This is a genomic window from Brevundimonas variabilis (assembly GCF_014199945.1).
Taxonomy (GTDB): Bacteria; Pseudomonadota; Alphaproteobacteria; order Caulobacterales; family Caulobacteraceae; genus Brevundimonas; species Brevundimonas variabilis.
On sequence record NZ_JACHOR010000002.1, the window covers coordinates 363,900 to 385,212 of the forward strand.

Genomic DNA, 21,313 nt, shown 5'->3' on the forward strand with positions numbered 1-21,313 from the left:
TCGATCACCTCCGGTCCTGCGGAGGCGGACGCCGGGAATGCCAGTCCTTGTGGGTGGGCCCTTGGGCCCACCCCTCGGACGTCAGCGAGGTCCGGCATCCCAAGCACACCGCCAGCGCTGTCGGCTTCCAGGTCGACCATGATTGGCTGACCGCTTTCTGGCTGAACCTGGCCGACACGGGTTGCGGAGTCAGGGTCCAAGTCCACACCCACCCGGGCGCCGCCTACCACTCGACGACGGACGACGCCTTCCCCCTGATCCATACACCGGGCTTCCTCAGCCTGGTCATCCCCCGCTTCGCCATGGGGCCAGCGGATTTCACCGATGCCTTCCTTGCCCGGATCGAGCCAGATGGCCGTTTCCATGAGGTTCGGATCGCCGATGTCCTGGAGATTGTCTGATGCTGGCCGAAGCACTCAACCGCACCACTCTGCTGATACGCACCGAACTTCGGGAGGATGTCGCGGAACCGATGCTGGTCGATGCGCTGGCCGGGCTGACCGTGGTCATCTCAGCGGATTCCAGCGTCGTCGAGACCGCCTCGGGACGGACAGCGGTCATCACTGCCGCCCTGCTGATGGCCCGTTCCGGCCACCGGGTCTGGATCGATTGCCCGGACGCATCGATGACGGAGCCTCAGCCACCGCTGGCGCAGACCCGCCTTCACGACGCCCTGCGCCGCGCCGGCGCCGATCTTCTTCCCGATCGAACGATCGAGATCGGCTCTCCGGCGGAGCCCGTGCATTTCGCCGTGGTCTTCGGCAAGGGTCAGGCCTCGGCGGGGACCGATGTCCTCTACATCGGTGCGTCGGACTGGTCCGCCAGCCTTTCGGCGGACTCGCCCCGGGACTGGACCGCCGCCGCCCAACCGTTCGGAGCCATGGCGGCCGGCGCCTTGGCTGCGAGCGAGGCGTTCAAGGTCGTTATGCGCGGTCTGGCACCGTTCGCGCGGAGCCGCCAGGCCTATGATCGCATGTTCGCCGCGGCGACGGAGGCCGTGATCGATCTGACGCCTGCCGCCGCGCGCCCGGCGCCCGATGTCGGCGTCTTTGATCTGATCAGTGGCGGTGCCATAGCCAACGCGGCCCTGTTCGCCCTCCTCCGGACGCCCGGCATTCTCGGTCGCTGTCGGGTCATCGATAATGACGAGTCCGCTCTCAGCAATCTCAACCGCAACGCTCTACTGCTTCGCTCCGGTGTCGGCCGGGCGAAGGTCGAAGACTTGGCGCGATATGGCCACAGCCTTGAAATCCAACCGGTGGTCGAGCGCTACCGCGAGAGTCAGTTCCTAGGCGCCGTCGTGCTGCTGGGTGTGGACGACATCCCCTCGCGCTGGGCGGCCCAGCGCCAGCGACCTGACTGGCTAGGGGTCGGTGCTACGGCCGGATTCGCTGTCCAGATCTCGTCGCACGACGCGACGACGCCTTGCGTGGGCTGTCTTCATCCGGTGGCGGGCGACACGGACGGCCCGATCCCGACAGTGGCCTTCGTATCGTTTTGGGCAGGCCTGCTCCTCGCCGTGCGGCTCTTGTTCCGGCAGGAAGACCGTATTCTGGTCGGCGACCAGACATGGTTCAGCCCGTTGCGGCCCGAGGGCTGGAGTTATGCCAATATGGGGTTATCGGCGCACGCCGATTGCCCTGTTGGCTGCGACGTTCTGAATTGCGGAGTGCCAACCGAACCTCTCACGGCCTTGTCTTCAGGTCCTGGTCTGAAGTCGACGACGCACGGCAGTGTTGGCCGTCATGGGTGAAATGACCGGCACGTCCCATGGGGATACACGCACCGGTGGCGATTTCACATTGAACGCAGTAGGTTCGCGAGAACGGGGAGCGACAAATGAAACTGGTCTTCGGGCTTGGCGCTGACGGTCGTACCTGGCCGGAAACAGCAGCGATCACAGGGGATCTCGACGACGGAGTCGTCGGACCGCACGGTCTTGTCGGCCTGATCGAGGCTCAGCTGGGCCTTGGAGGTCCGACGGTTTCCCGCCCCGTCCGTGTCGCCTCCTGGCTGACCAAGTTGCGCGTCGCCGGTCCCGGAAAGTTCTGGGACCGATCGTTCGAGAAGGACGCCTGGTCCACGGCGGGAACCCTGCTGGACTGGCGCGACGCTCTGGTGGCCGGCGGTTGGTCCGGACAGCGGATCGGTACGCCCCGGGTGGATGATCTGGCCGACGCCGACCAAGCGGGATTGCCCTTGCCTCCGGGCCTGTCCGATCGGGCCGCGCTCGCCGCCCGCAATCTCGCCACCCGGCCCGGTCTCCGCATCGTATCGATCACCCTGGTCGAACCACGCCTCTTGCTGCCTCCGATCCTCGCGCGACTAGTAAACGCACTCGAAGCGGTTGGCGTGGAGATCGGCGCCTGCCCCCTCCCTACGCTTGCCGCGGCCGGTTCAGATCTTCGCCGTGTACAGAATGCCTTGGGCGGTGGCCCGCGGGAGCCTCTGGCCGGCGACGGCTCGCTCGTCGTGATTGAGTCCGATACCGCGCTCATGGCTGCCGAGACCGTGGCGGACTGGCTGGCGGCGGGGCCAGCGGACGCTGTGATCCTCGCGCCCGACGGCGACACCGCTTTGCTGGACCGAGCCCTCAAGGCCCGCGGCCTCCCGGCGCTCGGCCTCTCCGCCGCCTCGCCCTGGCGGGGCGCCCTGCAGGTCCTGCCTCTGGCTTTTGCGTCAGCTTGGCGGCCGTTCAACGCTCGCGCCCTGCTCGACCTGATGATGCTGCCGCGTCCGCCGATCGCCCGATGGGCCGCCCGCCGTCTCGCCAGGACTCTCGCCGAGCAGCCTGGCATCGGCGGCGCCGTTTGGCTCGAGACCTGGACGGGCCTGGAGGCCAGGCTACTCGAGTTGAACGAGGGCCACGAAGATCCCCGGGGCAAGACAGACCGGACGCTGGTCCAGTGGCGGTCTTGGACGGAGGTCGGGCTTCACGACCGGACTGTCGGCATGCCGATCGAGGCCGTCCGCGAGGTCGCGGGCCGCGTCGCCGCCTGGGCCATCCGGACCGATGCGGGCGGGCAGGACCCGCTACTGCTGGGCGTCGCCTCGGCTGCGGGAGCCGTGGTCGACGCCGCCACCCGACTTGAACTTGAGGAAATCCCAGCCCTTCTGCTGGAACGCATGATCGGGCAGATCCTGACCGACGGCGTCTCCAACCCCGCGCACGTCGCCGAGTCCGGCGCGCTGCGTGCGGTTCGTACCCCCGGAGCCCTCTGGGGTTCGGCGACACGGGTGATCTGGTGGGGCTTTGCCGGCCCCGGCGATAAGGTCGCGCCCGAGCGATGGGACCGGGCGGAACGCGAGACGCTCGCTGCGGCTGGTGTGACGCTGGAAAGCCCGGCCGACGTGTCGGCGCGGATCGGAGCCGGCTATGTGGGCGTGTTGATGAACGCCGCCGAGCAGATGCTGTTTGTGCGGCCGGCGCTGGCCGGAGGCGAGCAGACGACCGCCCATCCGCTTGCGCACCAGCTTCGCCCGATTCTCCACGGCGCAGCGGACGGCGTGCTATTTCAGGGCGAGCGGCTGCTAGCCGAGCCTGTGATTGATTTGGCGCGACGGCGCCTTTCCCGCGCACCCGTCGATACGCTCGAGCCCCCACAGGGCGTGCCCCAGTGGACGGTTGCCGCCGACCTGTCGCCAACCCTCGACAGTCGCGTGGAGAGCGCCACCTCCCTGGATCGGCTGTTGAACTGTCAGATGGGCTGGTTTGCCCAAGACGTTCTCGGTCTGCGGCGAGGACGCCATGCCGAACTGCCAGATGCCAGCCAGTTGTTCGGCACTCTCGCCCACGAGATCGCACGTCGGCTTCTGCCGCCCGGTCCGCCCCCGCCCCTCAGCGGCGTGCGCGTATCTGCTTCGACGCTGTTCGACGAACTCTTGCCCGCTATGGCCGCCCCGCTGGCCCAGCCCGAACACGCAGGCGAACTTGCGGCCGCCCGCGAGCAGGTGCCCGCTGCGATGGAGGCGCTCGTCCGCCTGCTTCATGAGCGCGGACTCGAAGTCGTCGGCGCGGAGCTTTCGCGTGAGGGGTGCTTCGGCAACTTACCGCTCACCGGTCGCATCGACTTGATGGTCCGCAGCGGCGCCGAGGTCGCGGTGCTCGACCTGAAGTGGACCCGGTCCGAGCGCCGCTACGTGTCCTTGGTCGCCGACGGCGCGGCGGTGCAACTCGCAGTCTATCACGCCTTGGCCCGGGCCGACGGCGCCGTTGCGCCTGGCGGCTATTTTCTGCTGCGCCAAAGGCGCGTGGTCGCCGGAACAGGTTCCTTCCTGACCGGGGATCCGGTCGATGCGGCGCGCTCGGACGGCGATACTCTGCGGGTCGTCGTCCAGGACTGGGCGGCCTGGACGGCGCTCGCCAGCGAAGGCGTCCTCGTCGCCGCCGGTCTGCCGGACTCCGCAGTGGGTCGGCCGACCGACCTCGGCTTCAAGGTCCCGGAAGCCCCCTGTCGCTATTGCGACCTCACCGGCCTGTGCCGCATCAACGTCGAGGCCCATTGATGACCAAGCTGACAGCCGTGACCGCCTCCGCCGGCGCGGGGAAGACCACCCGGATCGTCGGCGACATCGCCGCCGAGGTCGCCACGCGGCCGCCCGAGGAAATCGTCGCCACCACCTTCACAATCAAGGCCGCCGACGAACTGGTCGAGCGCGCCCGGGCGCGGCTCTTCGGAGACGGCCAGACCGAGGCCGCCGCCCGCCTGCTGGGAGCCCGCTTCGGGACGGTCAACGCCGTCTGCGGCCAGATCGTCTCGGAGTTCGCCTTGGATCTCGGGCGGTCACCGTCCACCGCCGTAATCGGCGCGGAGAACGAATCTCTCATTTTCTCGATGGCTGCGGACCGTGCCATCGCCGCCCATGCGCCTGTCTTGAACGAGCTGGCGGAACGTTTCGGTTACAACGATCCGCGTCCGCCCACGGGCGGAGAGGGGCCGGACTGGCGTCGGACCGTGCGCCGGATCGTAGATCTCGCTCGTTCCAACGGCCTGGACGCCGACGGTGTGCGATCCTCCGCCAACCGGTCGATAGAGGCCTACCGGTCGCTACAGCCTTTGGCCGCACCGGACGGCGCGGCTCTCGACGCGGTCTTAAAGGATGCTCTCGCCGCGACGATGGCCGCGCGGCCCGCCGAACTCAGCGTGAAGGCCAAAAAGCCCATGGACGTCATCCGGGCAGCCCACCAGCGCGCAAGCCGTGGAGAGACCCTGTCCTGGCCGGCCTGGGCCAGACTGTCCAAGGCGGAGTGCGCCCCGACGAAGGACGGACCCGCCTTCGCGGCGGCCATAACCGCCCTGAGCGCTGCGGCAGGACGGCACGCCGAGCACCCGCGCCTGCGCGAGGAGACGAAGGCCTTCATCCACTCCACTTTTGAATGCGCGGCCGAAGCGCTGGCAGCCTACCAAGAGTGGAAGGCTCAGCGCGGCCTGCTGGACTTCACCGATCAGGAGGCGCTCGCACTCGAGGTTTTGCGCGACCCGACGATGGCTGGGCGACTGAGGGAGCGGATCAGCCGGGTATATGTCGACGAGTTTCAAGACTCCAGCCCCCTCCAGTTGGCCGTGTTTACGGCGCTGGCGGGTCTGGTCGAGGAGAGCACCTGGGTCGGTGATCCCAAGCAAGCCATCTATGGTTTCCGAGGCGCCGATACAGACCTGACGCAGGCCGCCTTCGCTGGTGCAGCGGCCGGAGGAGATTCGACCGACGTGCTGGCGACATCCTGGCGCAGCCGTACGGGCATCGTGGAGCTTTCGAACGCCCTGTTTACCCCATCGTTCGAGCGCATGGGGCTGCCTGCCGCCAGCCACGCGTTCGCCGGCACGAACCGGTCCGAAACCGGCTTCGATCGGACCGCGCTGGGCTGGTGGACCTTGACTGGCAAGGTGGACGAGCAGGCCAAGGCGCTCGCGGCGCAGATCGTCGCAAGCTTGGAGAACGGCGCCGAGTGGTTGGTCGAGGACCGATCAGGCGAACACCGTCCTCTCGCGATTGGCGACATCGCGATCCTCTGCCGCACCAACACCGACGTGGCGCGCTACGCTCGAGCCCTGAGCCAAGCCGGCCTGCCGGTGGCGGTGGAGCGCAGCGGACTGGCCCGGACCCCACATGTCGAGTTGGTCCTGGCAGGCTGCCGGTGGATTGCGGACGCCTCGGATCGCCTTGCCTTAGCCGAGCTAGCCCGGTTTTTCTCGGATGACCCTGCGTCAGACGCTTGGTTGGCGGCTGCCGCGGATGCAGACCCCGAGGGAGCTTTGTCCGCGCTCGTGCCTGTGGCTGCGGCTCTAGCCGCCGTCAGGACGGAAACGCTTAGCTTGACACCCGCCGAGCTGGTAGACGCCGTCGTGGCCCAGCCTGAGGTGATGGCTCGCATCGAGCGCTGGGGCGACACTGCGATCCGCTTTGACGACTTGGAAGCGCTGCGCGGGTTCGCCCGGACCTATGAAGCGGAGTGCGCCTCGTCGGGCGCCCCGGCCACGCTTCCCGGCCTCATTCTGGCTCTCGACGGCGCAGATCCGAAGCGCCCGCCGAGCTTGGCCGCGGACGCCATCCAGGTGATGACTTATCATGGCGCTAAGGGCCTGGAGTGGCCGATGACGTTGCTTGTCGGCCTCGGTTGGGAGCCGAAGGCCCGCCTGTTCGAACCTTCAGCTGAGGTCGATGGCGAGATGGACTGGCGAGACCCGCTGGCTAACCGCTGGATCCGCTTCTGGCCCTGGCCCTACGACCTGGCCGGCGGCGGCAGCGCGCTCGAGGTCGCGGCTGCCAACTCGGCGTTTGGGCAGGCGGCTTGGCGCAGGGCCGTGCAGGAGGACACCCGCCTGCTCTACGTCGGCGTCACTCGGGCGCGAGATTATCTGATTTTTGCCGCGCCGCCAAAAAGTCCATCCTGGTTTAAAGTCCTGGACGAGGTTGACGCGAGTCCCCATCTCACGCCGCCCGCCGTTGACGACAACCTCATCGGGGTGGGCGACGAGACCTTCGTTGCCGACGTTCGCGTTCTTGCGGCCGACGACGGTTCGAGCGCCCGCTACCCGCAGGCGCCTCATGTCACGGTGCGGGCGGCTGCCGGCCCGCCGGCCTCAGCCCTCTTTGTGAAGCCAAGCGGCGCGACCGGTGAAGGCTGGCGGGTGACCGAGCGGATCGTCCTTGGGCCGAGGCTCGGGATCGACGGAGTGACCGACATGGCCGCCTTGGGCGAGGCCCTGCACGCCATCCTCGCCTACGACGATCCGGTCAGGGACCGTGACAAACGCCTCGCCGATGCGGATGCCATTCTCGGTCGTTGGAACGTTCCGGCTCTTTCCGCCGCAGACGCGATCGAGGCCTCGACCCGTCTCCAGACGTGGCTTGCCAACCGATGGCCCGGCGGCGAGATACTGCGCGAAAGCCCGGTTCGGGCGCGAGTCGGGGACCAGATCGTCCAGGGGCGGATCGACCTTCTGGTCCGACACGCCATTGGCGCCTCCATTCTCGACCACAAGAGTTTCCCTGGTGCCTTCAACACCTGGGACGATCGCGCTCTCGGTTATGCGCCACAGGTCGGTCTCTACGGTGAAGCCATCGCGACCGCCACTGGCGCGGCATGTGACGATCTGTGGATTCACATGCCCGTCGTAGGGGCCCTGCTGCGCGTTGAGCGAGGCTGATCTCGGACGGATCGTTGGTCGGCGCTCTTCAGCACCTGCCCCAGACAGACTATGAAATGTCGGCGAGGCCGGATCGACGTCAGTGGTCCCGAACGACCTGGATGAGCTAATTGGTTGATGTAGGTCGGGAGGGCCGCCGTTGAAGCTGGCCACACTTTTTCCGGGGTGTGCGGCAGAATACTTGCTGTGGAAGTCCACTTCCCAACGCCGAGCCAATGTCCGCTCCTAGCGCAAAAAGCAGCCGTATGAGATTAGACCCGACCCGTCGCGAGGATAATCTTGAGTGACGGATCGGTTTCGGTCGTCTCGACGATCCGATTGTAGATCTCGAGCAACTGACCGATCTCGTAAGCGCGGGCCTGCGGACTGTCGCCGCCGTGGTCGAGCGCGCTGGCGGCGAGCCACTGGTGGGAGTCGAACACGTCTATGCGATCGGCGATGCCGGCATTCTCGGCCAGGCCGGTCGCCAAGGTGACGCCCCGCCCCAGTGTGAGGATGACAGGTCGCTGCCCGCCGGACAGGTTGGTTTGGCATTTGCGGATTAGGGCTTCGCCTGGGGCGGTCGAGACGTGGATCGCCAGATCCCCGATTGAGAAATCGCCAGGACGTGACTGACCCTCATCCTTGGTGGAGACCGAGTGATGCTCCACCTGCCCGTAGGCCCCTTCGAGTTTCGCGCCGACCAGATGTTGGAGCACTGTGCCGACGACCATGGTGCCGGGCGTTTCGCGCTGACGGACTCCGGCCTGCTCGAACAGATTGCGGAAGGCGGTGCGCAAGCTGGCTTGCGGATCGAGTCGCATGACCAGCGGTTTGCCCGCGAAGAAGAGCTGGACCCTGGAAATCCAGAACGCCTCGACCTGGTCCAGGTCGAGCGCGCTGTCGCCTTCGGCATAAAGCTCATTGAGCAGGGCGACGTAGGCGGTCATCTTGCCCATGGAGCCGCGGCTGGTTCGGCCGCCTTCTTCGGCGAGCACCCGGTCGATGCCGTGGCGGGCGAGCACCTGCTGGACCTTGCCTTTGCCGAGCCCGAGAACCTGTCCCTCCTTCTCCGTGCGGAGGCGTGCCGGATCCAGGGGAAGGCCCATGGTCCGCGCGTGGTCGGTCACAACCAAGGGCAGGCCCAGGGCGCCCTTGGAGCGGATGGCGTGCTCATCAGCGAAGGCCGCGAGGCGGCCCGTGAGACCGTCCTGAGACTGCGGGGCGTCTGTCGGACTTGCCCCGGGCTCTTCGGACGCCATGCCGTCAGGCGGCCTGTTCGTAGGGAACCGGTCCCGCCAGCACCGGCTCGAAAATCTCGCGCCGCAGATGAGCAACGACCGGGGCCGCGACGCCGTCACCGGTCAGGTGGTAGGCGTCGTTGTAGCGATGCGGCAGGACGTAATCGTCCTTCAGCCCCATGAGCCGCGCCGTCTCCCGTGCGGAGATCAGACGCGACCGAACCTTTGGGCCATCGATCACCAGAATGGTCTGGCGGCTGGAGCCGCCGGCCGGGGTGCGCAAGCACCCCGCGACGTCATCGAACCGCACCTCGGCGCGCTGCACCTTCACGCCCTTTTCGTCGAAGCGGGTGCGGCGGTAGACGCCGCCGACGATCCGGCGACCGGCCTTCTTGGCCTCATCGACCTTGGCCTTGTTGACCTTGGACATCATGGCGAGAAGTTTGTTGGTCTCCGCGGGGGTGTGCCAATCCACACTGTCGGGGGTCTCTTCGATCAGATCCGCGAACACGTCCTTGCGGGCTTCCGGGGCCGCCAGATTCCACCACACCATGTTTGCCCGGACTTTGGGCGGCAGGCTATCGACCGCGCGCAGCAGAGCCTTGGTGTGGAACGGTTCGGAGGGCCGAGGCGACGTCAGCCCGCAAGGCAGCTCCATATCGTTCCGAACGCCGATGACGAAGAGGCGAGGGCGCGACTGCGGAACGAACAGATCCGCGTTGATCACGAGAGCGCCGTATCGGTACCCGGCCTCGGAGAAGGTCTTGCAGATCGCCTTGAAGTCTTCGCCGCCATGGGAGGTCAAAGAGCCGCAGACGTTCTCCACCGCGACGAGCTTTGGGGAGCGGCTGTCGGCGGCGAGTCCGCGGACGACATCCCAGAACGGATAGAAGGCGCCAGAGCGTTCGCCCGCCAGGCCCGCGCCCACGCCGGCCAGCGAAAGATCCTGGCAGGGAAAGCTGCCCCAGACGAGGTCGGGCGATCCCGGAAGGTGCGCGGCGTTCAGCTTGCGAATGTCCTCGACCTGCAACTCGCCGGCGTCGCCCCAGTTGGCGCGATAGGCGTCGCCCTTCTTAGGGTCGAAATCGTTGGCGAACAGACAGGTCCAGTCCTCGCCCAGTCCGGCCCGGGCCATGCCCCCGCCGGCGAAGAACTCGTAGAAGCTACCCATGTCGACGCTCCACGGCCTCGCTCACGGTCCAACCATCGCGTGCAAGTTTTTCTTGCACCGCTTCGGTTAGCCAAGTGTTACGCGACACATGGCCCGGTCGGGCCAGCCGGGCCGCATCAATGGCAGTGAACACCTCGCCCGGCAGGCGCAGATTGAGGCGGTCGAAGGTGGCGGGCGCGGATGGAGATTCGCTCATGGCGCCACTTTGGCGCCGCGGTCAGCCAAGGTCCAGTTCCTTTTTTGTTCTTCTTACTCGACTCCTGTGGACGCCCTAGGCTCTCAACTAGGAGGACGCATGGTCGGCATGGCTGACGACGATCAACAAATGGGGACTCACGGCGCTGCAGCGGGGCAGGCGCTGGATCTGACAGGTCTGGCCGTTTTGTCGGTCGCTGAAATCGAAGCCGCGGAAGACGAGGGCTTCCTCGCCGGCAATCAGGAATACCTTGATCTCAGTTTCCTGAGCGTGACCGATCTTGCCGATTGCATCTCACGAGAAGATCAACTCCTGGGTCAGTTCCGGGGCGCGCCGGATTCCGGTGCCGCCGAACGAGCGTTCCTCGCCAATCGGGAGGTTCAGGACGATGTTGAAGCCCTCTGGCATCTGGACGTGGGCGTCGCCGCCGCGACGGTGGCCCTGATCGCCTCCGGAGCGCATCCGTTTCTGAGTTGCAACGGCGGCGTCCTCGGAGCCCATCATTCCAGACCGCATCCGTTGGTGCGCTTCTATCTGCAGAATCTGGCACCCCGTCACCTTGGCGACTGGCTGGCCGGGTCCGGCCTGTCCCTAAGCAACGAAGAGGGGATCCTTGTTCTGCACGCCGAGCGGTTGGAACCCTTTTCCGTGTTCGCCCGCCTCGCGCTGGAGACCCTGTCGGAGAACGATCGCTAGGGCGTACGGCCGCCCATCCCCGCACGCCAGGATCGCGGCGAGAGAGGGGTCAAACCCGCTGTCGTCCTTGACTATGCCGTCCGAGGAGTTGCGGAAGAGCGCCGTGAGAATGATCTGGCGATGCGTGTCATCCGTGGCGGCCGATCCTTTGGTGAGCGCCAGATAGGTGGTGGTCATCACCTCACGCTCCTCGAAGGACCTGCCGCTCGAGTCTTAGTGGACGTCTGCTCTTTGGCGTCGAGCCAATTTCCGCTGTTGGCGCGTTCGCGACTCCCGAGAACGGCTGCCTGCAATTAGCTGTGCCTCGCGTTCCGCTCAGCGAAGCCACAAGCAACTAGTCCAAAAGCTGCGCAGGCTTCACCTGAAGCGCGTCGGCTATGGCAATCAAGGTTTCCAAGCTCGGGTTTTCTTCCCCGCGCTCAACGCCTGCCACAAATCGAATCGACAAATTAGCTTCGTTGGCCAGAGTCTGCTGCGACCAACCCTGGACATTCCGGAACTTCAGTATGTTCCTGCCGACATGCGCCTTCCAATCCATATGCCATGGATCGTTGGAACCCGCTGAGTAGAAAAGGTGCTATAGGGCTAGCAATATGTTGCCTCAGAAAGGCGGCCTTGAAGTCCAAATTGATCAGGTGGTTTCAATGCCGTCGCCGCAGGTTATTGCGAAGAGATCGGCAGGTTCGATACTCATGGCATCTGCAATAGCGACAATGGTTTCCAAGCTCGGATTCTCTTCGCCTCTCTCCACTCCAGCAAGGTACCGAAGCGAAAGCTCGGCGTTGCCTGCTAGGGTCTGCTGAGACAAGCCTTGCTGCGTCCTAAAGCGCAATACATTGGTCCCTAGTTGAGCCTTCCAATCCATTCCCGATGGGTCGGCTAAACGGGCCAACGAGAAAAGGTGCTATACAGCTAGCAATATGTTGCTCACCATAACACCCGATTTGCCCGGGTCGGTGTGGAAGATGGCCGTTCACAATTCTCATCCAGTGATCAAGCACCAGACGGCGACGGAGCTTTATGTTCGTCATTCGGAGTGGCTGAAGAATCGCTTGGCTAAGCGATACGGTGCCGACGAGGCTGACGAAGTGTCCCAAGAGACGTGGCTACGGATGGTGCCGCATCCACTGCTGGAAGACATAGATCACCCGAAGGCATGGCTTTTAACGATCGCGTCGAACGTCGCGCGAAACATGGGCCTGAAGCGCGGCGTTCGACAGAAGTATGCAATGCAGGCCCTTGTCGAACGGCACGAGCAGGCCTCGCAGCTGACAGAGGTGTTGGCACAACAGCTCCTACTTGGGTTGCCAGTGCCGCTCCGTGATGTCTTTGTGCTATCTAGGATCGTCGGTCTGTCGAATGCACAGATCGCAGAGCAGTTGGGGATCAGTCCCAAAACCGTCGAGGGGCGCATGACCAAGGCCTTGGCCCACTGTGCCGCCCAGCTTCGGCGCTAGATGAGGCGCACCATGAACAACCCAAAGGTTCGGGTTGGTACGGCGGAAACGGAGGCGGCGCGCTGGCACAGCCGGCTCGGTGGTACCTCCGTGAGCACCGAAACCCTCGAGGCGTTCTTCACCTGGCGTTCGGATCCGGCGAACGCCGACGCCTATCGACGGGTGGAGACCGCCTGGACATCTGTTGGCAAGCTGGCTGGTGATCCGGTGGCTGATCAAGCCATTCACGAGGCGTTGTCCCGCCGATCATCGAAGCGGTCGTCCGCGCTGCCAAAGGTGGCTTGGGGACTGACCGCCTTAGCAGCAAGCAGTGCGCTGGCCTTCAGCGGCTGGTCCTGGTTCGAGACACGGAACGTCTATCAGACCGATATCGGTGAGCAGCGTCTGGTTCAGCTGGCCGACGGGTCGTCGGTGCGGCTCGATACCGCGTCGCGTGTTAGGGTGCGTTACGGACGCGGGGCTCGCTTTGTCGACCTGGAGCAGGGGCAGGCAATGTTCACCGTCGCGCGTGATATACGTCGACCGTTCGTCGTCGAGGCAGGCCTGACCGAGGTCCGGGCCCTGGGCACTGTGTTTGACGTGCGGCGGGATGCTGGCTCGGTTGGCGTGACCCTGGTTTCTGGCGTCATCGAGGTAGCGACCGAAGGGCAGGGTAGGGCGACCCGGCGGCTGGCTGCGGGGCAGTCTGTGGAGGTCACGCCTTCAGGTGTCCATGCGCGCGCCGCGGACGTCGAGAGCGTGACGGGCTGGACGGACGGACGGATCGTGTTCCGGGACACGCCGATGGCCGAAGCGGTGTCGGAAGTTAACCGCTATCTGACAGACAAGGTGATCCTGGAGCCGGGCACCTGGGACGGCGAGCCGGTGAACGGGGTGTTCAGGACCGGAGACCGCGAGGCGTTCGTCTCGACGGCCTCGGCGGTGTTCGGTCTGAGGGCCACGGCGCAGGCGGACGGGTCGGTGCTTCTGTCGTCCGACGAAAATAAATCCAGAACGGCTCAAGGGTCAGCCGGGGTCTGAACTGTCTCTTACTTGACGCCACGGGGGCGTTGAGGAGGGATTACGAATGCGTCGTCTGAGTCTGCTGTCCGGAATTGCATCTGCTGCCTGCGTCATCGCCATCAGCTCGAGCGCCTGCGCGCAGGAGCAGCGGACCTATAACATTCCGCCGGGGTCGCTCCGGGACGCCTTGAACCAGTTCGCGACGCAATCGGATCAGCAACTGTTTTATTCGGGCGAGCTGGTCCGGGGCCTGCAGTCATCGGGGCTGCGAGGACGCTACACGCCGTCCCAGGCGCTCGACGCGCTTCTCGCGGGATCAAACCTGGCCTGGTCGGAAACCCGGCCCGGCGTCATCTTCCTCCGATCTTCGAACACCATCGTGGAAGCGGAGACGACAGTCGACGAGATCGTGGTCACCGGCACCTTGTTGACGGCAGCTGGACAGCTGACCTCGCCTGTCCAGACCCTCAATCGCGATGCGCTGGACGCCCGAGGTCTTGGTAGCGTCGCGGAGGTTCTCGCGACACTTCCCCAGAACTACGCCGGTTCGGCCAATCCCGCCGCGTCCCTGACCCTGACCGATCGGGCGGGATCGAACAGCGCCCTCGCGACTGGCGTCAATCTGCGTGGCCTCGGCCCGGACGCCACCCTGGTTCTGGTCAACGGGAGACGACTGGCGGGCACCGGGTTCCGTGGCGAGTTCGCGGATGTGTCGGCATTGCCCTCGGCGGCCGTTGAGCGCGTGGACATTCTCTTGGACGGAGCTTCGGCACTTTACGGAGCGGACGCCGTCGCCGGCGTGGTGAACGTGATCATGCGCCGTTCGTTCGACGGCCAGGAAACGCGGGCCCGGATTTCCGCTGCCCAAGGTGGAGCGGAGACCTTTCTCGTGTCGCACCTCGTCGGTCGCGACTGGTCGAGCGGCACCGGTCTGCTCTCTTACGAATATCAGACGGCCAACGCCCTGAACTCGGCGGATCGCCCCTACACCGCCGACGGTGACCTTCGACCGTTCGGAGGGACGGATCGCCGGGCCGTGTTCGCCTCGCCAGGAAACATCGTCGCCCTCGACCGGCCGTCCGGCGCCTATGTCTCCCAGTTCGCCATCCGTCCGAACGCCAGCGGAACGGCCCAGTCTCCCAGTGATTTCGCGGCAGGGGAAAGAAGCCTGTCCAACCAGCTGCAAGGGGTCGATCTGATCCCCGAAACCGAACGCCACAGCGTCTACGGGCGAGTACGTCAGGACCTCTCGGATCGGGTGGAGCTGTCGGCGGATCTGCGGTTCAGCCGCCGTGAGTACGGGCTCGATACGGGCACCACCGCCACAATCTTTCAGGTGACCAGGGCGAACCCCTTTTTCGTGTCCCCGACGGGGGCATCCGCCCATCTTCTGGGCTACTCGTTCATCAATGATCTCGGGGTCACGCGACGCGAAGGCAGTTCGCGCAGTCTCGGACTGACGGCAGGGGGCTCGATTGCCTTGGGGCCGGACTGGTCTTTGGAGGGCTATCTGGCGTTCGCCGAAGAGCGTGGAAGGACCCGCACCGGCAATCGGGTCAACTCGCTGTTCCTCAACGAGGCGCTGGGCAATACCGCCGACAACCCTGCCACGACCTATTCCGCCGTTCGCGACGGCTACTTCAATCCGTTCGGAGACGGGCGGGCCAACACTCAAAACGTTCTGGACTTCATCGGGAGCGGCTATTCCAGCGCCGACGACCGCAGCCGGGCTGAATCGGTCAATCTCCTTTTGGAGGGACCAGCGTTTTCCCTGCCTGGCGGCGACGTGCAGATCGCCTTGGGGGCGCAGGTTCGGCGCGAAAGCCTCGGCAGCCGCCTTGAGACCTTCGCGTCCTCACTCGCGCCTGTCGAGACGGTCGTCCCGAAGCGCGACCGGACGATCGCCGCCGTGTTTGCGGAAGCCCGTGTTCCGCTGGTCGGCCCTGCCAATGCGAGACCAGGGCTGCAGTCCCTCGACCTGTCGGTGGCCGCGCGGGTCGAGGAGTACGACGACTTCGGCACCACCTCGAACCCAAAGCTGGGCATCATCTGGTCACCGGCCTCGGACTGGTTCGTGCGAGGATCGTTCGGAACCTCGTTCCGAGCCGCCGCCCTGCCTCAGCTGTTCGATCTGTCGGCAGCCGCTCCGACCTTCGTTCCCAAGGCGAACGGCGCGTCGGTGCTCGTCCTCTACCGATACGGCGGAAACCCCGACCTGAAGCCCGAAACGGCAGAGACCTGGACGGCGGGCTTCGAATATGCGCCCCGAGGCGGTCCGCGGTTCAGCGGCAGCTACTTCAATACGCAGTTCAGTGATCGGATCGCCCAGCCGGTCAATGAGAACCTGACGGGCGCGCTTGTCGATCCCGCGCTCGCGCCATTCGTGGATCTGGTTGATCCCGGCAACAATGCTCAGGACCTTGCTCTCATCCAGAGCTACCTCAACGATCCGACGTTCGGGTTCCGCGATCTGTTTCCCGCGACATCCTACGGCGCGATCCTGGATGCCCGCTGGGTTAACGCAGCGTCCGTGTTTGTTCAGGGCATCGACCTCAGCGTCGCCTACCCGCTGACGTTCGGGCGACATGCCGTCTTTTTCGACGCCAACGCGTCCTATCTTCTGGATTTCAAGACGCGCTTCACACCGACCGCATCGGACCGGCAACGTCTGGGGCTGATCGGAAATCCCACACGACTGAGATCCCGAGCGGGCGCGACCTGGTCCTATGGAGACGCCAGAGCAAGCCTGCACTGGAACCATGTCGGGGCCTACGACGACAACGTCGGCCGGGAAATCAAGCCCTGGAACACCGTGGACATGCAGGTCGCATGGTCGCCCCAGAATCCGGCGTTAGACGGCGTCCAGGTGTCTCTCAGTGTGCAGAACCTGTTCGATGCCGATCCGCCCTTTTACGACGCACCGATCGGTCTGGGGTTCGATGCCGCCCAGGCCAATCTGCTGGGCCGGATAGTGGCGCTGCAACTGACCAGACGCTGGTGAGCCGGTCCGATGCCCGGTCTGATGAGCCGCCTGGCGGTGACGATGCTTGCTGCCTGGCTCCTGTCCAGCACGGCAGCGTTCACGCAATCCCGACCGTTGTCGATCGACGATGTCTTGGACATGGAATCGCTTGGCGCGGTGGCCTTCTCGCCGGACGGTCGGTGGGCGATCCACGAGCGCCGGGGGCCATACGGTACTGCGCCTCGATACGATCGAGGCCACCGGACGGCCTGGGCGATCACCGACCTGTGGATGTCGGACCTTGAGGGCGACGCCGAACCGGTCCGTCTTCTCCCCAACGAGGAAGGGGTTGGCCTGCTCTTCGGCGCATGGTCGCCGACGGGCAAGCGTCTGCTGGTCTACCGTCTCACGGACACACGGCTGGAAGCGGGCATCGTGTCGATGGCCGATCGATCGGTCCGGTGGACCGACCTGGCCGCCGACCTTGCCGTCACCGGATCGACCGCTGCCTGGCTCGACGACGATCGCCTGGCGCTGACTGTCCGAGAGTCCGGAGACCTGCCCTGGCTGCTAAGGTTTGACGGAACGGGCAGTGAGGAGATGCGGGCGCGCTGGGCGCTGACGACGGCCGGCGATCGGCCCTCGCGATTGATTGTCGACACGGTGGGCGGCGAGCTCAGGACGAACGAACCGACGCCGACGTTGCGGACGGTCGTGATCCATGCCGTGACAGCGGACGTCCGGACCCTGGCGACCGGCGCGATCAGGGACTTCGCGACATCGCCGGACGGTGTGTGGGTCGCGGTCCTGACATCGACAGGTCCAGTCGCGCTGGATCCAGCGCAGCCTGTCGTCCAGAGTCCGGTGCTGCACCGCAGCCGGCTGGCGCTCTTTCACGCCAAGACGGGCCGGACCGTTTCGATCGACCCGGACCTGGACGTGGCCCCGCATCTCCTGAGCTGGTCAGCCGCTTCCCGAGCCGTTCTGATCTGGGCCCGTCGCGATGGATCGAACTGGTCGGATGGGGGACTGCTGACGGTCGATCTCGATGGCGAGACGGACAGGCCGAATCTCGCGGGGCTACGGCCTCTGGCCCCCGGTCTCGTCATCGACGAGTTCCAGGCCGTGAGGGCGGGGTGGCTGGGGGACAGACCCGTCCTCTATGGGCGCCGAGCGTCTTCCGATCGGTTCGACTGGTGGCTTGTTGACGCGACGGGTCCCCGGGCCCTGACGAAAGATTTTGTGCAGCCGCCGACCAGCCTGGCCGCAGTGACGAAGACCGGGGCGCTGGCCTTCGCCGATGGCGCGCTATGGCATCTCAACGCTTTTGGCGCCGCCACTCGGCTTTCACCGGCGGACGAACGGATTGCGGGTGCGCAGACCTCGAGCCAGATGCAGCCGCTCCGACTGCGGGTCAACGATCCACCGCGACGGGACTGGGTGGCCTCCGCGAACGGCGCGTCGCTGTCGGTGCGGGACGTGAGGGGAGGGCAGACGGCCCAGACGTCGGTATCGGACTGCCCGGGCCTGGCCCTCGTGAGGGCGGCATCCGAAAGCCGGATCGCAACCGCGTGCCTGGATGACGGCGTCGAAACCCTGAGCGTCACAGGGCAAGGAGGCGTGAAGATCCTGGCCAGGGCGAACCCCCAGTTCGAGACCATCGCGGTGCCGCGTCCCTTGCCGGTACCGCACCTAGACCGCCTCGGACGCCCAGCCACGAGCTGGCTCTATTTGCCGGCAGACAGGACGGCTTCGCAGGTCAAAGGTCTTCTCGTTCTGGCCTACCCTGGTGGGAGTGATGATGGACGGTATGTCGATGCCACATCGCTTCAGCGAGGACCCCGACCGCAGATGCTGACGACTGGAGGCTTTGCGGTCCTCTCGCCATCCTTCCCCAACGAAACGGAGAGTGAACGCCTGACCATGGCAGCGGACTTTGAAGCCGGGCTCGACATGGCCGTCGATGCCGCGCTGGCCGCGCACACTGAGCTGCCGAAAGACCGGATCGTGCTGGTCGGGCACAGTTTCGGTGGCTACGTCGCGCTGACCGTCGCGGCCCGTTCCGAACGCTATCGCGGCTACATCGCGTGGGCCGCCCCGACAGACCTGTCGAGCAACTGGGGAGAGTTCCTGTCTCACAGCCGGATCTGGCCGGGCGAGTGGTTCACCCTCAATCAGAAGATCGGGGGCGTGGAAAACGGACAGGCTGCCATGGGCGGGCCGCCGTGGAGCGATGTCCTGGGCTATGCGAGCGCGAGCCCCTACCTGGCGGCGGACAAGATCCGGGCCCCCGTGCTCCTGATCACCGCCGACAGAGACTATGTGTCGATGACGCAGTCGGAGCGGATGCTCTCCGCCCTCCATCGCCAGGGACGAAGCGCCCGCTATATCGTCTACTGGGGCGAGGGCCACCTGTTCTCCAGCCCGGCCAACATTCGAGACGTCTACGGTCAGATGTTTGACTGGCTCAACGGGATTCTGGCCGAAACTCGGCTTCCGATGGCGACAGGATCGCTTCCCAGTGGCGAACCCAACCCTCAAACGCGGCGGTGAGCATGATCTCGACGTAGCCGCCCCTCCAGATGAGGCTCTCCGGCGTGAGCAGAACCGACGCCCTGTCCCGGTCGATCAGGCCCTCCTCGGCAAGCCTGCCGTCCAGCAGCCATGGCCGCAGCACATCGAGACCGCCGGCGATCATATGCCCGTAGAAGGCCGTCATCTCGCCCTTGGACCGCCGATCGAGGATCGATTTCGGCAGGCGGTCGGTGAAGGCGAGCCGAGCGAGGCCCCGGTCTCGCCGACCGCATGTCAGGGCCGGGGTCGACAAGGAGAGGCAGAGCTCCACGACCGGCATGGCCAGCAGAGGATGAAGCACGTCCACCGCCTCGCTTTGCAGTGATCTGCCGTGGAACTGGAGGGCGTTGACCAGCCCGGCGATCTGATAAACCTTCCCGGGAGCGAGATGATCGATGTCTGTCATCCAGGGATGCTGCGCCCGGTCACCGGATGGCAGGGGCCGCAGGAGCGCATTCTGATTTCGGGTTGGAGGAGGGCGGCGAATGGCCTCTGAGACCAACGACCAGACCGACCGCTCGGTCCATCGGGACAGTCGAGGCAAGGCCGGCGATCCCAGTGCTCTCCAACCAAGAGAATGCCAGACGTCCTGGTAGACCAGTGTGTTGGCGGGCTGGATGAACAGCGAGTCCCCGCCCTTGCCGGTCAGAACCGCCTCAACGCCGGCGCGCCTGAACCGCGATGCCCAGTCCGCGTCGTGCAGTCCGTCGAGGCCTGCCAGGGCGGGACGAATGCCGTGTGGCATCGACTGCAGGAGGGCGGGGGTCACAACCCCCGTCGCGCGCGCGATATAGTCCGGCGTGATCGACAGATGCTCCGCGAGATCGGCGACGTAGTGCCGTTCATCGGCGGACCTGTCGGGACCGTAGGCGTTCATCCAACACCGGACCTGTTCTCGCGATTCCGATCGGGCGGAAGCCGCGACGAGACTGGAATCCAGGCCCCCGGAAATCTCGACCGCTGGATTATCGCTCAGTCCCAAGAAGCCTTCGACGGCTTCCTCCACGGCGGAGCACAACATCGCGGCAGCCGCATCTTCTGGAAGCGACGCGGCGTTCCTTCGGGCAGCGATCCAGTCCGGACGCCAGAGGACGACGGGTTCACCTGAGGGGAGGGGCTGCAGCGATCCCGGCAAGACTGACGTCAGGCCTGTCAGGAGCGGCATACCGGAAGTGAGCAGCGGATCATGCAGTGCGGCGGAGACCCGCTCGAAGTCAATCCGCCAGTCCGGTCGTAAGGCGGTGACCAGCCAGGGTGGAACATGAGACGAGACCAGGGTCAGAGCCCCCGTGTTCCACGTCAGGCACTCGAGGCTGCCAGACGGGTCTCTCAAGACCGCGGTCAGCGCGCCTCGTGGTCCAAACGACAGGCCCACGAACCGGCCCCAGACCCGAGCGAACAGCTTCTTCTCATAGCTCCAAGGAGAGAAAATCGGCGGGTCATCGAGGTTCGGTTTTCGGCGATCCAGGACGTCGCCGATCAGAGACCAGGGTCCGACAGTGGTGAGCTTCACGGGGCGCGCGCCCCATCGCCCCAGCCAGCAGTTTGGGTTGAGCTCACGGATCGTCATGCCGTTTGCCTCAGCATGCCGGCGGAGCGCCGCAGACTGAACGGTGCCGGCCTCGTTCCCGGGGTCATGCGCCGTGACCAGATAGTCGCCCATCAAACGACCAGGATCGGAGTGAACCCGCTGACACGTTCGACGGTGTCCCCGACGACCCTGTCGTCGATCTGGATCCAGCAGTGGGCGAGAAACGGCCAGGTTCTGACGCCAAAAACCCAGTCTGTGGTGATGTCCGATGCATGCAGGTAGCTGCGCAACATGAATGCCCGCTGGAGGCATTCGCCGGTGTCGGGCAGCCAGGGTTGAACGGCCTGAAATGCCGCCAGCATTTCGCCTGCCCTGTCGAGAGGAGCGCAGCCGCGCTGGGCGGTCAGGAGGTTCGGGATTGAAACGAGGTCCGCCATCGAGCTTCGGACAAACTGTCTCTTCGATCGGAACCCGGTCGCTGCAGCGCCGAACAGGTCTCTGCGGCGCGGCGACCGGGACGCTTCCAGCGCGCGCTCTGGCGGCATCTTGGGGACGGAACGACGGCCGTTCGTGGCGTGGGGACAGAGCAGTCCCGCTTTCAGCATCTCCTCCGCAAACAGGACATCACTGACCCGCACCGTCCCAGGCGAGTGGCCTGGGCGGATCATCTTACCGCCATCGACCACGCAGGCGTATTCGTCGGCCTGGACATTGAGAATGACGATGTCGTCGTCGCACCACGCCAGATGAACGTCTGGGTGCAGAAACAACGCGTCTAGCAGGGCTTGGGGCATCGACTGAAATCTGGGCGATCCACCGGTATCGATGAACCGCCCAAACTTTCACATCGGCGTG

General features: G+C 65.5%; 15 protein-coding genes and 1 pseudogene. 9 read left to right on the forward strand and 7 right to left on the reverse strand.

Annotated elements, in window-relative coordinates:
* Positions 1 to 47: 47 nt before the first annotated feature.
* The 4 genes from GGR13_RS06415 (at position 48) to GGR13_RS06430 (ending at position 7,649) form a co-directional block, all read left to right on the forward strand.
* Positions 48 to 401 (forward strand): hypothetical protein, encoded by a 354-nt coding sequence (locus tag GGR13_RS06415; RefSeq protein ID WP_183212670.1) that lies wholly within the window; start codon positions 48 to 50, stop codon positions 399 to 401.
* Positions 401 to 1,753 carry a ThiF family adenylyltransferase gene (locus GGR13_RS06420; protein WP_183212671.1) on the forward strand — a complete coding sequence of 451 codons (1,353 nt, stop codon included), beginning with the start codon at positions 401 to 403 and terminating at the stop codon, positions 1,751 to 1,753. The genes GGR13_RS06415 and GGR13_RS06420 overlap by 1 nt, the downstream gene beginning before the upstream one ends.
* 86 nt (positions 1,754 to 1,839) lie before the next feature.
* Positions 1,840 to 4,506, forward strand: coding sequence for a PD-(D/E)XK nuclease family protein (locus GGR13_RS06425; protein ID WP_183212672.1), 2,667 nt, complete (start codon positions 1,840 to 1,842; stop codon positions 4,504 to 4,506).
* Positions 4,506 to 7,649, forward strand: coding sequence for a UvrD-helicase domain-containing protein (locus tag GGR13_RS06430; RefSeq protein ID WP_183212673.1), 3,144 nt, complete (start codon positions 4,506 to 4,508; stop codon positions 7,647 to 7,649). Before GGR13_RS06425 ends, GGR13_RS06430 begins: the two co-directional genes overlap by 1 nt.
* Positions 7,650 to 7,900: 251 nt before the next feature.
* On the opposite strand, the gene GGR13_RS06435 is transcribed toward GGR13_RS06430, so the two are convergent.
* On the reverse strand, positions 7,901 to 8,890 hold the full coding sequence (locus GGR13_RS06435; protein ID WP_183212674.1) for a DUF4928 family protein: 990 nt from the start codon (positions 8,888 to 8,890) through the stop codon (positions 7,901 to 7,903).
* Between the two features lie 4 nt (positions 8,891 to 8,894).
* Positions 8,895 to 10,040, reverse strand: a complete 1,146-nt coding sequence (locus tag GGR13_RS06440; RefSeq protein ID WP_183212675.1) for a DNA cytosine methyltransferase — start codon at positions 10,038 to 10,040, stop codon at positions 8,895 to 8,897.
* A gap of 88 nt (positions 10,041 to 10,128) precedes the next feature.
* On the opposite strand from GGR13_RS06440, the gene GGR13_RS06445 reads away from it, so the two are divergent.
* Positions 10,129 to 10,932 carry a hypothetical protein gene (locus tag GGR13_RS06445; protein WP_183212676.1) on the forward strand — a complete coding sequence of 268 codons (804 nt, stop codon included), beginning with the start codon at positions 10,129 to 10,131 and terminating at the stop codon, positions 10,930 to 10,932.
* On the opposite strand, the pseudogene GGR13_RS16920 reads toward GGR13_RS06445, so the two are convergent.
* The 3 genes and pseudogenes from GGR13_RS16920 to GGR13_RS06455 all read right to left on the reverse strand — a co-directional run.
* Positions 10,828 to 11,121, reverse strand: a pseudogene (locus GGR13_RS16920) (hypothetical protein); the annotation flags it as partial. The gene GGR13_RS06445 and the pseudogene GGR13_RS16920 sit on opposite strands and share 105 nt — an antisense overlap.
* Positions 11,122 to 11,266: 145 nt before the next feature.
* Positions 11,267 to 11,470, reverse strand: a complete 204-nt coding sequence (locus GGR13_RS06450) for a helix-turn-helix domain-containing protein (RefSeq protein WP_183212677.1) — start codon at positions 11,468 to 11,470, stop codon at positions 11,267 to 11,269.
* A 93-nt stretch (positions 11,471 to 11,563) separates the two neighbouring features.
* The gene (locus tag GGR13_RS06455) at positions 11,564 to 11,797 is read right to left on the reverse strand and encodes a helix-turn-helix domain-containing protein (RefSeq protein WP_183212678.1); all 234 of its coding nucleotides are present in this window, start codon (positions 11,795 to 11,797) and stop codon (positions 11,564 to 11,566) included.
* 100 nt (positions 11,798 to 11,897) lie between these two features.
* Here GGR13_RS06455 and GGR13_RS06460 point away from each other — a divergent pair, with 100 nt between their 5' ends.
* From GGR13_RS06460 to GGR13_RS06475, 4 genes are read left to right on the forward strand one after another with little or no spacing between them, the layout of a single operon-like run.
* Positions 11,898 to 12,389, forward strand: coding sequence for an RNA polymerase sigma factor (locus tag GGR13_RS06460; protein WP_183212679.1), 492 nt, complete (start codon positions 11,898 to 11,900; stop codon positions 12,387 to 12,389).
* 12 nt (positions 12,390 to 12,401) lie between these two features.
* Positions 12,402 to 13,409: a FecR family protein gene (locus GGR13_RS06465; protein ID WP_221230446.1), complete on the forward strand. Its 1,008-nt coding sequence runs from the start codon at positions 12,402 to 12,404 to the stop codon at positions 13,407 to 13,409.
* Positions 13,410 to 13,455: 46 nt separating this feature from the next.
* A complete protein-coding gene (locus tag GGR13_RS06470; protein ID WP_183212680.1) occupies positions 13,456 to 16,392 on the forward strand; it encodes a TonB-dependent receptor in 2,937 nt (978 codons plus the stop codon).
* A gap of 9 nt (positions 16,393 to 16,401) precedes the next feature.
* Positions 16,402 to 18,906, forward strand: coding sequence for an alpha/beta hydrolase family protein (locus GGR13_RS06475; RefSeq protein ID WP_221230447.1), 2,505 nt, complete (start codon positions 16,402 to 16,404; stop codon positions 18,904 to 18,906).
* On the opposite strand, the gene GGR13_RS06480 is transcribed toward GGR13_RS06475, so the two are convergent.
* Positions 18,821 to 20,590, reverse strand: coding sequence for an asparagine synthase-related protein (locus GGR13_RS06480; protein WP_183212682.1), 1,770 nt, complete (start codon positions 20,588 to 20,590; stop codon positions 18,821 to 18,823). The two genes, GGR13_RS06475 and GGR13_RS06480, sit on opposite strands and share 86 nt — an antisense overlap.
* Positions 20,590 to 21,252, reverse strand: coding sequence for a lasso peptide biosynthesis B2 protein (locus GGR13_RS06485; protein WP_183212683.1), 663 nt, complete (start codon positions 21,250 to 21,252; stop codon positions 20,590 to 20,592). Before GGR13_RS06485 ends, GGR13_RS06480 begins: the two co-directional genes overlap by 1 nt.
* Between the last annotated feature and the right edge of the window lie 61 nt (positions 21,253 to 21,313).

Excerpts from the sequence above, each read along its gene's own strand:
- GGR13_RS06420 (WP_183212671.1), top strand. The coding sequence starts at position 401 with ATGCTGGCCGAAGCACTCAACCGCACCACTCTGCTGATACGCACCGAA.
- GGR13_RS06425 (WP_183212672.1), top strand. The coding sequence starts at position 1,840 with ATGAAACTGGTCTTCGGGCTTGGCGCTGACGGTCGTACCTGGCCGGAA.
- GGR13_RS06430 (WP_183212673.1), top strand. The coding sequence starts at position 4,506 with ATGACCAAGCTGACAGCCGTGACCGCCTCCGCCGGCGCGGGGAAGACC.
- GGR13_RS06435 (WP_183212674.1), bottom strand. The coding sequence starts at position 8,890 with ATGGCGTCCGAAGAGCCCGGGGCAAGTCCGACAGACGCCCCGCAGTCT.
- GGR13_RS06440 (WP_183212675.1), bottom strand. The coding sequence starts at position 10,040 with ATGGGTAGCTTCTACGAGTTCTTCGCCGGCGGGGGCATGGCCCGGGCC.
- GGR13_RS06445 (WP_183212676.1), top strand. The coding sequence starts at position 10,129 with ATGGCCCGGTCGGGCCAGCCGGGCCGCATCAATGGCAGTGAACACCTC.
- GGR13_RS06450 (WP_183212677.1), bottom strand. The coding sequence starts at position 11,470 with ATGGATTGGAAGGCGCATGTCGGCAGGAACATACTGAAGTTCCGGAAT.
- GGR13_RS06455 (WP_183212678.1), bottom strand. The coding sequence starts at position 11,797 with ATGGATTGGAAGGCTCAACTAGGGACCAATGTATTGCGCTTTAGGACG.
- GGR13_RS06460 (WP_183212679.1), top strand. The coding sequence starts at position 11,898 with ATGGCCGTTCACAATTCTCATCCAGTGATCAAGCACCAGACGGCGACG.
- GGR13_RS06465 (WP_221230446.1), top strand. The coding sequence starts at position 12,402 with ATGAACAACCCAAAGGTTCGGGTTGGTACGGCGGAAACGGAGGCGGCG.
- GGR13_RS06470 (WP_183212680.1), top strand. The coding sequence starts at position 13,456 with ATGCGTCGTCTGAGTCTGCTGTCCGGAATTGCATCTGCTGCCTGCGTC.
- GGR13_RS06475 (WP_221230447.1), top strand. The coding sequence starts at position 16,402 with ATGCCCGGTCTGATGAGCCGCCTGGCGGTGACGATGCTTGCTGCCTGG.
- GGR13_RS06480 (WP_183212682.1), bottom strand. The coding sequence starts at position 20,590 with ATGGGCGACTATCTGGTCACGGCGCATGACCCCGGGAACGAGGCCGGC.
- GGR13_RS06485 (WP_183212683.1), bottom strand. The coding sequence starts at position 21,252 with ATGCCCCAAGCCCTGCTAGACGCGTTGTTTCTGCACCCAGACGTTCAT.